At 64.6% G+C, this 11,404-nt stretch carries 11 protein-coding genes; 5 read left to right on the top strand and 6 right to left on the bottom strand.

All coding sequences use genetic code 11. The features are described from left to right. Window positions 1-419 precede the first annotated feature (419 nt). A complete protein-coding gene (locus ACFV15_RS21825) occupies window positions 420-1,445 on the top strand; it encodes a hypothetical protein (protein WP_378352354.1) in 1,026 nt (341 codons plus the stop codon). Window positions 1,446-1,448: 3 nt separating this feature from the next. Here ACFV15_RS21825 and ACFV15_RS21830 read toward each other — a convergent pair whose 3' ends face one another. Further along, window positions 1,449-2,381, bottom strand: a complete 933-nt coding sequence (locus tag ACFV15_RS21830) for a hypothetical protein (RefSeq protein ID WP_378352356.1) — start codon at window positions 2,379-2,381, stop codon at window positions 1,449-1,451. A gap of 88 nt (window positions 2,382-2,469) precedes the next feature. Here ACFV15_RS21830 and ACFV15_RS21835 point away from each other — a divergent pair, with 88 nt between their 5' ends. Continuing rightward, the gene (locus ACFV15_RS21835; RefSeq protein ID WP_378352358.1) at window positions 2,470-2,601 is read left to right on the top strand and encodes a hypothetical protein; all 132 of its coding nucleotides are present in this window, start codon (window positions 2,470-2,472) and stop codon (window positions 2,599-2,601) included. A 45-nt stretch (window positions 2,602-2,646) separates the two neighbouring features. Here ACFV15_RS21835 and ACFV15_RS21840 read toward each other — a convergent pair whose 3' ends face one another. From ACFV15_RS21840 to ACFV15_RS21860, 5 genes are all read right to left on the bottom strand, one after another. Further along, window positions 2,647-3,369, bottom strand: coding sequence for a hypothetical protein (locus tag ACFV15_RS21840; protein ID WP_378352360.1), 723 nt, complete (start codon window positions 3,367-3,369; stop codon window positions 2,647-2,649). A 1,790-nt stretch (window positions 3,370-5,159) separates the two neighbouring features. Further along, the gene (locus tag ACFV15_RS21845) at window positions 5,160-6,152 is read right to left on the bottom strand and encodes an SIS domain-containing protein (protein WP_378352361.1); all 993 of its coding nucleotides are present in this window, start codon (window positions 6,150-6,152) and stop codon (window positions 5,160-5,162) included. Continuing rightward, window positions 6,149-6,700, bottom strand: coding sequence for a GNAT family N-acetyltransferase (locus ACFV15_RS21850; protein ID WP_378352363.1), 552 nt, complete (start codon window positions 6,698-6,700; stop codon window positions 6,149-6,151). Before ACFV15_RS21850 ends, ACFV15_RS21845 begins: the two co-directional genes overlap by 4 nt. After that, on the bottom strand, window positions 6,688-7,608 hold the full coding sequence (locus ACFV15_RS21855; RefSeq protein ID WP_378352365.1) for an O-methyltransferase: 921 nt from the start codon (window positions 7,606-7,608) through the stop codon (window positions 6,688-6,690). The genes ACFV15_RS21850 and ACFV15_RS21855 overlap by 13 nt, the downstream gene beginning before the upstream one ends. Window positions 7,609-7,696: 88 nt before the next feature. Next, the gene (locus ACFV15_RS21860) at window positions 7,697-8,137 is read right to left on the bottom strand and encodes a gamma-glutamylcyclotransferase family protein (RefSeq protein WP_378352367.1); all 441 of its coding nucleotides are present in this window, start codon (window positions 8,135-8,137) and stop codon (window positions 7,697-7,699) included. Window positions 8,138-8,249: 112 nt separating this feature from the next. Between ACFV15_RS21860 and ACFV15_RS21865 the strand changes: the two genes are divergently transcribed. The 3 genes from ACFV15_RS21865 (at window position 8,250) to ACFV15_RS21875 (ending at window position 11,300) form a co-directional block, all read left to right on the top strand. Then, window positions 8,250-9,479, top strand: coding sequence for an MFS transporter (locus ACFV15_RS21865; protein WP_378352369.1), 1,230 nt, complete (start codon window positions 8,250-8,252; stop codon window positions 9,477-9,479). After that, a complete protein-coding gene (locus tag ACFV15_RS21870; protein ID WP_378352371.1) occupies window positions 9,476-10,753 on the top strand; it encodes a hypothetical protein in 1,278 nt (425 codons plus the stop codon). Before ACFV15_RS21865 ends, ACFV15_RS21870 begins: the two co-directional genes overlap by 4 nt. Before the next feature lie 118 nt (window positions 10,754-10,871). Beyond that, window positions 10,872-11,300, top strand: a complete 429-nt coding sequence (locus ACFV15_RS21875; protein ID WP_378352372.1) for a hypothetical protein — start codon at window positions 10,872-10,874, stop codon at window positions 11,298-11,300. Window positions 11,301-11,404: the final 104 nt, after the last annotated feature.

Below are 11,404 nucleotides of genomic sequence, written 5' to 3' on the forward strand. Positions count from 1 at the left end.
GCCGGAAGGCGCCGCTCACTGCCGCTCAACGAGAAGTCCTCGACTGGGTACGCGGCGGATGCGCGACGGGAATCTACGAGGATTGGTCGCACCGCCTGGTCGCTCGCGCGCTGCACAACCGCGGCCTGCTCGTAGTGAAAGGCCACGGTCCGTCGTGGGTTGCCTCGATCACGAAGGAAGGCATCTACTACCTCGAGAACAACTCATACTCGTCCCGCGACGACCACCGCCGATCCTCGTCTGGCGACGAGAAACCCCAGCAGAGTCCCAAGACACCGGCACCGCGGACACAGCAGCGTCCTAAGGCTGTCGCGGCTCGCCCTGCTGCCACACCGCCGGTGAAGCCGGTCGCGCAGAAGCGAGGACCTGTAGACCACTTCATGGAAAAGCTCCATGACGCAGTCGATCATCGTGTCCTCGTGCCGATCGACCAGGTGCCCAAGCAACGCCAGCTCGCGGCGTCGGCGCGGCGGTTCGGGCGGATCCCGCAGGGTCAGCGGCTGTCGTTCGAATACGTCCAGCGCGACGGCAGCTATTGGATGGCGATCACGCTGGAGTCGCCGCCCGAGTGGCAGACCAAGCTACTGGCCCGAGCCGTGTCCACGACACTGCCGGACCCGACCGATGTCGTGCAGGTGAGCATGGAACTGGAGGACTTTCCCGTTCAGGGAACGCCCCGCGACCGAGCGTTCCGCCTGCTCGACGCCCTGGTCCGAGGTGCCCGCGAACTCGGGATGACCGTGTCGCTCCACGCCGAACGACACACACGCGGATACGCCGGCAGACGCGATCATCACAACGAGATCCGGTTCGCTCTCGACCGCGAGGAGGTCTGGCTCCGATTCACCCAGGCCACGCTCCGGCGGCCCCACGAACCCACAGAACGCGAACTCACACGAGCGCGCCAGGGCTACATTTTCCCCGACTTCGACCAGGTCCCGGATGAACACCTCGTGATCGTCGTGGCCGGCGGCGAGCGGTTCTGGACCGACAACTGGAAAGACACCGACGACCATCGCCTCGAGGACGACCTCGTGGAGATTCTCGAGGAAATCCGGCTCCGACTCGGACACCTCGCCGTGCAGCGCGCAGCAGCCGCGGAACGGCAACGCCAAGAGGACCTGGCGAGAGTCGAACGCGCAAAGCGTCAGGCCGAGGCAGCGCAACGCGCCGCGATCGCGCAACGGGAGAACCTGATCGATGAGGAGGCACGGCGTCAAGCGAGACACTGGTCCGAGGCGGGCCAACTCCGTGCCTACGCGGCGGAGGTACGCCGACAGGCATCATCGCTGACTGCGGAGCAGCACACGGATGCGCTGTCCTGGGCAGACCGGATCATGAAGGTCGCTGACGCGATAGACCCGTTCCCCGACCGCGCGGTCCGTCCTCACCTTCCCCAAGGCATGCCGACCACGAGCGACTTGCAGGCCTTCAGAAACCAATGACCGTCACCAGTGACGGTATCCCCAGCGTCGAGGCGCGCGCTCATACCGGACGGGAATCTCCGACGGCTTCAGCGGACGGTCGACAACGGGACGGTAGTTGGCCGCCGTGATCCGCTCCTCCTCGTGCACCTGCTCCATCACCTCGGCGAAATGGCCGTGATCGTGCTCCTTCATCTGGTCGATAAGCCGGGTGATGAGCACATCCAGGCGCTGCACCTCCGCCTCAGCAGCAGCCAGGCGCTCCTGCATGGTGACCGCGCGATGACCGCACCAACCACGCAGCAACTCATGCCGAGGCCGATAGTGCTTGAGGTACCAGCGGTATTCCCAATCCGGATCCGACGTTCTCTCATGTCCGTCGTGACTCGTGTAAGACTCGCCGCGCTTCGTTTTCTCCCGGCACTCTCGTTCCTCCTCGATCACGCCGTCCAAGATCGGCATTGGGTTCACCCGGCAGGCGTACTCGGCGATCATGAGCGTGCCCTCGGGGGAAACCACCGTGCCGTCGCCGGTCGCGAAGGAAGCGACCTGACCGAGGAGTTCACTGACCGGTATCCCGATGAGCGGCGCGAGCGCTACCGGGTCGTGGATCGTCGTAACCCAACGCACCAGCGCCGACCACTCCCAACCCGCGACCTCCTCCGGGATCAACTCCGAGAACACAGTCTCCACGGCTGATTCCTCGAGATCGGTCAGCTCGAACGCGGCGAGCCGTTCCCAGTTCGCCATCAGCTCGTCGTACTCACGTACCCCAGACCACGCTCCGCGAAGCCGCTTCCCCGGAACTTTCTCCCGCTTCCCGGCACTCTCGCCATCGAGGAACTCGACCTCGTACTTCGCGGTCTTCTTTTGCATCTCGATGGCGACGACACGAACACGCTGCGAGGAGTCAAAGTCCCGCACGCGATAAATCTGCTCGTCACCGACCTGGACCATCCACATTCCTCTTCCCCGACGGGACACCAGCAGCCTCGCCACACTAGCCGGTCAAGCGAACCCGCCGGATTCGTTGCGGCAGCACACTGTGCCGCGTCAGCTCGAGCTGCCGCAGGACATGCGCCCGACCGCTGATCGCGACGACGCGTTCGACGCCATGACAGGCGATGAACAAGTCACCGCACTGGAGACGTTCGCCGGCTACTGCGTCCAGGCCTGAGCGATCGCCGACTACGCGCCCTCTGGATAAATTCAATTTGTCTCGTCATCCAAATTTTGGATCGTCTACATAGACCTCCTTTAGCGCAGCGTTTCCCATGAGTCCTTGACCTCCTGCCATGATCGCCATCGCGGCAATATATCCGACACTATCTTTGGCGCGCCGCCATAGGACATGCAGGTCATCAGAGTCTTTGTCGTTCGCCTTGGCAATCCTCAAGAAGTCGTTCAGCACATCTTCACTGGGGAGTCGATAGCCAAAGTATACGGCGTGCGCGGTCCTTTCTGGGTATACCGTAAGGAGATCAAAGCTTTCTACCTTTTCCCCTATGGCCAAAAGAAGTTTCTCGTGAAAAATTGCCGCTTCTGCAGAATGATCGATTATTTTCGGAAGAGATTGAAAAATAACCTCAGCCTTTAGTGAAAATGGTTTTGTCGACGGCTTCGCCGCGGTTGCAGCCAGCTTCTCCTGCACTGCTCGGCGACGCCTCCTCCAGCCATGAAGATCATCGTTCCCGCGCCCAGACCACGCAAGGACCATCACTTCAAGCGTCTCTTCGGTCGGCAATTGCTTCCCCGACAGAGCCGCGTAGATCGTCTGCTTAGCCGGCCTGTCGTAGCGAGCGTCCCCTGGGATGTACTTGCCAGGAGGACGCGCGATATCCCGCACCGGCACGGGCGGGCGAGCGGAGTCACGCAGGGCTCGAAGCTCCCTGGCGAAGCCGACAAGCGGGCCATCGTTGTGCAGCGGACGCATATGCGCCGGCATCAGCGCCTCCAAGTCATGTCAAGTCCAGAGGCAGTCATAGTAAGTCCAGAAGAGGTGACCACGCCACCACCCAACCTGTCCAATAGGGCGCACAGACAGAAGCCTTCCCTGCCGGTGATACCGAATCGTCAGAGAATCCGACTAAATCTTGTGCAGAAAACCAGAAAGGAAAGCGCGAACCCGTGAATGGCAAGGCACTTTCATTTGCGATTCTTATTCTCCTTTCGTTACTGTGCGGCATGGCAACCACAATATTGGTTTGGCTGTCAGGCGCGCGCCCCGCGGCCGCAACTATCGCTGGCGGATCCACCTTTGGTGGCACCATAGTGATAGGGCTTGCAACACTTGACTTTTTCTTCGGTGCTTGAACGACCATCGCCAACCTTTCGATTCATCAGATTGTCTTGCCCAAAGAGAAGCACGTCGGAGGCTCGACAGAACTGCGTATATAAGCAGGGCTAGCCGATCAAGAAAGAGTAGAGCCGAAGGGACCGAACTCCCTTACTTCTGCCAGAACAGAGAACACGGCAGCAAACGATCGCAACGAAGCGCCTACCTGCCCCGTCGAGCCCCTGCCCGACCACCACTGGCTTGAGGGACACAATCCGAAAGTCTGAAACCGCATCAAGATCCCCCACTGAGCAGTGCCCCGACTGCGCCACATTACTCCAGATGGCTCCAACTGGGCACACAAAACCTACGAAAATGATCGCGCAAGATCGTAAGCAAATACAGTCCCGACAAGGTACCCAGTGGGCCCGGAGAGAGGACAAAGTCTCCCGCCACGCTGGCCGACGGCCACCTGCAGTGCTGGAAGAAGTTCCTCAGAGGCAGCCTCGCGGTAGTAGCGGCCCAGCCCAGCCCACGATCCTGGGCTGCGAGCGGCCTGGATCTGCTCGACACCGGACCAGCACCGCACGAACTGGCGAAAGCTCTGGCCAACGGTCTCGCCGACTGAGCCTTCCTGGCATGAACTGTCCCACGCTCATGCCACTTACCGATCGTTCGGGAACGCAGCGTTCACCAACCACCCGCACGAGAACCTGTTCCAATTTTGCACTACTATCGATGGTCCCACCGCTGGCGACCTGGTAGTCCCGCAGCGGGTCATCCGACACAAGTGGAGCCCGGAGCGACGCGGAGAGCGAATAGCCCAGACGCGCGTCAAGTAGTAGGCACACATGATCACTAGGAAGGCAGTGATGTGGTCGAAACCCTGCGGACAGAATCAGGCACTCTCGAGACGGCACATTACAGGCTCAAAAGGGGCGAAAATATGGCGAAAATCGAACTATTCTGTCGCGATAGCATCTGGCTCATACGCCCACCCGGCGTAGTTCCGAAGCCGCCGCCGGCCAGCTTCGTACGCCACATCAGGCCCAGATCCGACTCCCCGCAATGGACCCTCACGAGGACGGCCATCAGTGGGAACACTCACCGCACGGCGCTCCCCGGGTGCTCCTGTGCCGAAACATTGCCCGACACTGCGCGGCACTCGATGGTAGTCGAAAACGAACGCCTCTCGTTTCTAGCTGCACAATCGGCATTAGGCGACACTGCACGACACTCGCCGACACCGCTGACCAGGAAACTTTTAATCCGTAGGTTGTGGGTTCGAGTCCCACACGACCCACCAAATCGCGGGCCTGCCTCGCAGATGGTCCTCCGCTGGCAGTGTCTGCTACTTCACCGTCTCGGTGACCTGCGTCCCAGGGGGCCTGTTGTCCCGCAAGCTCAACGCCCAAGGGTGCGAACGCTGGGTTGGCAACGCCGCGTTCGCACCCTTGTGGTCACAGCTGCACGGCGCGAATGGCACTCGCCCACGGCTCGGCTTCGAGGTGTGTGAGGTCGGGGTTCGCACCGAGCCGTGCGGCCGCCGCCGACACCAGCCGGTGGAACGGCAACACGGTCACCAGCGGACGCGCCAGCGGGTGGGTCGCCGCGAAGCGCACGTCGCCGTCTTCGGCGACGATCATTGTCGTCGCGCCTAGCTTGTCGAGCAGGTCCTGGGCGTCGGCGGTCCGGCCACCGTCGGCTCCAGAACGGAGCAGAAACGCGGCGGTCGAGGAGGAGAAGACCGCAGGCGTGCCGTGTAGCGCGAATTCCGTGTGCAGACCTTCCGCCCAGCGATAGGTGCCCTCCTTGAGCTTCAGCGCCGCCTCGGCCGCGGTGATCGCGTCGAGCCCGGTGCCGGTGACGAGGGTCGGGGACGCGGACACGACCGCGTCCACCGCCTCGGCGGGAAGCGGCAGTTCGAGCGTCGCCCGCATCGCCGTGGGTGCCCCGGCCAGCGCCTCGGTGAGGTCCGCGGCGTCGAACGTCCGCGCTACGAGACCGCCGAGCACGGCCAGCGCCGCCGTGTACGACACCGTGTGTGTGCTGGCCTTTTCCTGCGGGCAGGTGCGCACGACCACGTCGGCCACCGGGGCGTTGTCCCCCACGCCGGTGATCGCGATCGTCGACGCGCCCACCTCGGCGGCCGCGGCCAGCACCTGGTTCGGATAGCGCTTGGTGCCCCGGTGGCTGACCACGACGACCTGGTCAGCGGACCGCACGGACTCGCTCAGCGCGAGGTCGTGCGCGTCGATCGCGGCCGGGCGGACGCGGCCGCCGGTGACGATCCGGGTCCACGCCGCCGCGATCCGGCAGGCGTGCAGTGACGTGCCGATACCGGTGAACACGATGGGACGGTCCGGGTCGAGTACGGGCGACTCGGTGTCAAGCAGAGCCGCGACCACGTCCGGCTGCTGCGCGACATGGTGGTCGAAGGCGAGGTCCGTCATGCTGTGCTGTCCTGTTCGTTCTGGTAGCGGGATAGGTTTTCCGGGAAGATCAGCTGGAAGACCGCGAGGTTGACCAGACTGCCCAGCTTGGCCCCGACGTGCTGGATCAAGCCGGTGCGCGCGAACCCGTACCGCTCGATCATCCGGATCGACGCGATGTTGGTGTCGGTGTTGAAGCTGATGATCGTGCTGTAGCCCTCGTCGCGCGCGAAGTCCACCAGCCAGCCGGTCAACGTCTTGCCAACGCCCGTGCCCTGCGCGCCAGGCGCTACATAGACCGAGATCTCGGTGCTGGGCCGATATCCACCACGAGGCGCGAACGGGCTCAGTGTGCCGTAGCCGATGACCTGGCCGTCCCGCTCGGCGACCACGGCGGGGTTGCGGCCGCCGTGCGCGGCCAGCCAGATAGCCATCTGCTCCGGCGTTTTCTCGTCGGTGTCAAGGGTGGCGTCCGTGTGCCGCACCGCGTGGTTGTAGATCGCCCGCATGTCCTCCAGATCTGCGGACGTGGCCACCCGCACGGTCGGCAGGCCGGCTATCCCGCGCATGGCGAACTGTTTCTCCGGTACACGCCAACGCCTTCGGTGGTCGAGAACACCTGGTGCACGTCGTAGAACGCGTCCAGGTGGCCCTTCCACTTGGCGAACTGGGCCTTGTTGCCGGCGATGCGGCCCGCGAAGTAGGCGTTCTCGGTCAAATTATCCAGCAGCACGTTGTGCGCCACGAGCAACGCGCCCGCCGGCAGTGCGTGGCTGATGGCCCGGGTGTGCGGGTAATAGATCGCCTTGTCCCGCAGATCGGGGTCAGGCGCGTCCAGCGGACCCTCGGCGTCCAGCACGCACAGGTCCACGTCGTTCATCGTGCGCGCGTACTCGGCGGCGTCGGCGACCACAAAGTCGACCAGGTTCGCGTAGCCGAGCGCGGCGATGTTGCGTTCCGCCAGCGCCATCACATCTCCGTCGACGTCAACGAGCGTCAAATGCCCGCCTGTGGCAGCGATGGCCGGTAGCGCCCAGATCGCCCAGTACCCGTAGTAGGAGCCGAGGAACACCGCGTTGCGCGGGCGCACCTGGTGCGCCAGCGCGAACATCAGCCGAGCTTCCTCGGAGAAGATGAAGGTGGTCCGCCCGCCGTGGTCCCACTCTTCGGCGACCCGCTGGGCGAACTCCTCGAACGCGTCCACCGGGTATTCGGTGCCCGGCACGAGCCCGTCCTTCGCGAGCGCCGCGAGCAGGTCCGTCACGCAGGCGTGGTCGTCACTGGGAAAGCGCGTGGACAGGTTCTGCTTGTCGCGGTTCAACCCCAGCTCGCTCAGCTCGTCGAAGTGAGCCTCGACCCATCGCGAGTAGTCGGCACGCGACATCAGGCCGTTCCGGAAAGCCCGGTACTCCGCGCAGCCTCCCAATGCCGAATCGATGACGGCGTGCGCCGTCCTCGACCGCACGATGGCAGTCATTGAAACCCCCTAGAAATTCTCCGCACTATCATCTTGCGTGCGTGCGCTTAACAATGAACTTTTTCCGCATAACGCGCATTGAACTGCATCACGCGGTAATGGTATTACGCCATTCGGCACATCGCCGCAGATAAGTATGCAGGTCGAAATCGGCTCTCACCCAGTCGCTCGGCAGTATTCCCCAGTCCGCGTCCGCCTCGGCACCCGCGACGTATGTCCAACCGGGACCGATGTCGAGGTCGAGCTCACGCAGTTCGTACGAAGGCGCCTCGAACGCGTCGACCACCTGCCATTCAGCCGACGTGAGACCGATGACCAGCACACCTTCGGCAACTCCTTCACCGGGCACGAGTACCGGAAACGGCCGCTCCCGCAAAGCCGCGATGCGCCAGCCGGGCGCCGTTGCCGGTACGCATTCCGGAACGCGGCCCAGTAGCACGTCGAGCACCTCGGGGAACGTGAGACTTCCGTATGCGAACAATTCGTCCGGCTGATTCGCGAGCCGGTTGCGCCCACTGGCGTCGATCATGCCTGCACTGTTTCAGAGATCTCTTCAAGCAGGGGTCTAAATAGCAGAGATCGGCGTGTGAGGCTGAGCACTTCACATTGTGGGAAAAATATACCCGTGCAACTGTGTTCGCGTGGAAAAGGCTCGGGGGAACGGTTTCGGACTGCTGTGGGCGGGGCAGGCGGCCAGCGTGTTCGGCGGTCAGATCGGCGACGTGTCGGTGCGGCTGCTCGCCGCGACCGTGCTCGCCGCGACCCCCTTCGAACTGGGACTGCTGTCCGCGGCACAGACCGCGGGCTTCCTGCTTATCGCGTTGCCTGCCGGCGTGCTGGCCGACCGCATGCGCCGACGTCCCGTGCTGATCAGCTGTGACCTGCTGCGAGCGGGCCTGCTCACCCTCGTGCCCGCGCTGTGGTGGTTTGACGTGCTGACGTTCCCGCAACTGCTGTTCGTGGTGTTCGCCGCAGGCCTCGCGCAGGTCGTGTTCGACGTGACCTACCAGTCGTACGTGCCCGCGCTGGTCGGGCGAGCGGCACTGGTGGCCGCCAATGGGCGCTTGGAGTCCACCCGCTCGACGGCGGTGGCCGCGGGTCCCGCGCTCGGCGGCGTGCTGTCCCAGGCGCTCGGTGCCGTCAACGCCGTCTTCCTGACCTCCGCAGGCTACGTGGCGTCGGCGTTCCTGTTGTCCCGAATACCCGCGGTGGAGGAATTACCCGCGAACTCCGAGGCGCGTTCGCTGCGTTCGCAGATCGCCGAAGGCCTGAAATTCGTGCTGGGCAACAGATTGCTACGCACGACTACGGTGGCGGCCACGATCTTCAACTTCAGCTACGGCATCACCCAGCCATTGGTCGTCGTGCTGCTGGCGCAAGAGCTGGCATTGGCGGGGTCCGTGGTCGGAGCGCTGCTCGCGCTGGCCGGCGCCGGCGGTCTGGCCGGCGCACTGGTAGCGGGCAAGGTCGCCGACGCGATCGGCCGCTCGCGCGCCATCTGGGTGTCCGAGCTCGCGTGTGTGCCCGCGTTCTTGTTGCTGCCACTGACTTTCCCGGGCTGGGGGCTCGCGTTCTTCGCAGCGGGCTTCTTCTTGGCACACCTGATCCTTTCGGTGTTCAACGTGTCGAACCTCAGCTTCCGCCAGGCGATCTGCCCGGACCGCCTGCTCGGCCGGATGAACGCGAGCGTGCGTTTCCTGATGTGGGGCGCGCTCCCGTTGGGCGCGCTGGCGGGTGGCCTGCTGGGCACGGCACTCGGCGCGCGGTGGGCGCTGGTGGTGGCCGGAGCCGGTTTCCTTGGCGCCGCGATGGTCTTGCTGCTCTCCCCGCTGCGTCGGCTGCGAGACCTGCCTGAGGCGGTGGCGGCATGAACTCCGTCACGGCGCGGTATATCTCGAACCCGGCACTGGCGGACGCGGTCGGGGCTGCGGAGCTACCACCCGCTTATCGGCGGTTCTGGCGCGGCAATCTGCTGTCCCGCCCACTCTTCGTGCCGGAGTCCGAGCTCCTGTCGTGCGCACGCGACGCGATCGCCGTGCTGGATCTTCTGGGGTCGTTGCCTTCCCGTGTGTTCGACGGCGACGTGGCGCGCTACTGCTCCACGCTCGGCATCGATCCCGTGACGTCCGGCTTGCTGACGTCCTATCACGACGGACCGCCACTTCAGTACGGCCGCGCCGATTTCTACCGTGACGGCTCGTCGTTCACGATGCTGGAATTCAATGTCGCCAGCGACCTCGGCGGCCTGGACACCACCTCCCTGCACCAGGCGTTGCTGAGCGTGCCATCGTTCGCCTCGTTCGCGGCGGAGCACGGCCTGGGGTACGTCGACACAACGGCCGCCGTGGCCCGGTCGTTGCGGGCGGCGTCACCCGTGCCGGATCCGGTAGTGGCACTGGTGTGCGCCGACTCCGACCTGCCCGCGTACCGCGAGTTGCTCGATTCCTACGCCGAGGCGTTCTCCCGGCTCGGCATGGACGTGGTGCTGGGCGGGCTCAGCGAGGTGCGTACCCGTTCCAGGCGTCTGTTTCTCGGCGGCACCCGGATCGACGTGGTGCTGCGCTATTTCACCGTGGACCACGTACCGGCGAACACCCCCGCGGTCGACCAGATCCTCCGTGCGCACGCGGCAGGCACCTGCGCGCTGTTCACGCCGATGAGCAGTTCACTGTATTCGAACAAAGGAGCACTCGCACTGCTGTCCGACGCGCGCTGGATGTCCGCCGCGGAACGGGCGCTGGTCGACCGGGTGCTGCCGTGGACCAGAAAGGTCACCCGCGACCTCGTGGACCGGTGCATCCACGAACGTGAGCACTTGATCGTCAAGCCACCGCGCGACTTCGGCGGCCACGGCGTGGTAGCGGGCTGGGAAACGTCCGAAAAGGACTGGGCGGAGTTGCTGGACGAGGCTGTGCGACGGTCTTTCGTGGTGCAACGCCGCGTACTAGCGGCGACCGAGCCGGTGGTGGACGCCTCGACAGGCGAGATACACGACTGGACACCGGCTTGGGGCCTTTTCGTCACCCCGGAAGGCTTCGCGGGTACGTTCAACCGAGCCGTGCCGAAAGGTGGCGGCGCGGTGGTGAACCTGGGCGCGAACTCCCAGGCCCGAGCGACCACCGCCTTCACCCATCGGGACAGCTGAGACAGACACGGCCCGGGCTTGGGCGTGGGCTTCGTCTGGGCGGAGTCTGGGCGGGCGCGTCGTCATGCTGCTCTCAAGGTTCGCGAAACGCCGCGGCTCAAGACTTTGAGGTAGCACAATGAAGAAGGCGACAAGGATTGTTGGAGCGACGTTCGGGCTTTTGATGTCCGGGGGGGCCATGGCGGCGCCCGCGCAGGCCGGGGAACATCCCGGTGGGGGTGGCACGGGGTGCGCGGTTGTCACAACCGGCTACCAGGCGTCGGCGACCGTTGTGAATGTCAGGGTGCAGGGTTACGGGTGCGGCAAGACCAATCCGACGTGGCTGACCGTTGAGGTGCAGCGGGACGGGAAGACCCTGGTACGCAAGATTCACAAGTGCCTGGTCGACACTCACACGCGCAACACCGACGCCTGCATGCGCGCTGGATTCACGGTCAGCGTGACCGACCCAGCCGGCAGCCAGCGCTTCATCTGGATCGCGGAAGCCCTGAACCCCCGTGTCCCGAGGCCCTCCATGGACTGGGATAAGGGGGACGAGCACTTCTGACCGACGTCGTGAGCGTTGGGGGGGGGGGGAAAACCCCCCCACCCCCACCCCCCCCACAACGATAATAAGGGCGGCCCCGCACCCGGGGCCCCCAGGAGGGCGCC

Source organism: Amycolatopsis sp. NPDC059657, assembly GCF_042734395.1.
Lineage (GTDB): Bacteria > Actinomycetota > Actinomycetes > Mycobacteriales > Pseudonocardiaceae > Amycolatopsis.

Coding starts and splice junctions, on each gene's coding strand:
- ACFV15_RS21840 (WP_378352360.1), bottom strand. CDS start 3,369: ATGCCGGCGCATATGCGTCCGCTGCACAACGATGGCCCGCTTGTCGGC.
- ACFV15_RS21870 (WP_378352371.1), top strand. CDS start 9,476: ATGAACTCCGTCACGGCGCGGTATATCTCGAACCCGGCACTGGCGGAC.
- ACFV15_RS21860 (WP_378352367.1), bottom strand. CDS start 8,137: ATGATCGACGCCAGTGGGCGCAACCGGCTCGCGAATCAGCCGGACGAA.
- ACFV15_RS21830 (WP_378352356.1), bottom strand. CDS start 2,381: ATGGTCCAGGTCGGTGACGAGCAGATTTATCGCGTGCGGGACTTTGAC.
- ACFV15_RS21845 (WP_378352361.1), bottom strand. CDS start 6,152: ATGACGGACCTCGCCTTCGACCACCATGTCGCGCAGCAGCCGGACGTG.
- ACFV15_RS21875 (WP_378352372.1), top strand. CDS start 10,872: ATGAAGAAGGCGACAAGGATTGTTGGAGCGACGTTCGGGCTTTTGATG.
- ACFV15_RS21850 (WP_378352363.1), bottom strand. CDS start 6,700: ATGCGCGGGATAGCCGGCCTGCCGACCGTGCGGGTGGCCACGTCCGCA.
- ACFV15_RS21855 (WP_378352365.1), bottom strand. CDS start 7,608: ATGACTGCCATCGTGCGGTCGAGGACGGCGCACGCCGTCATCGATTCG.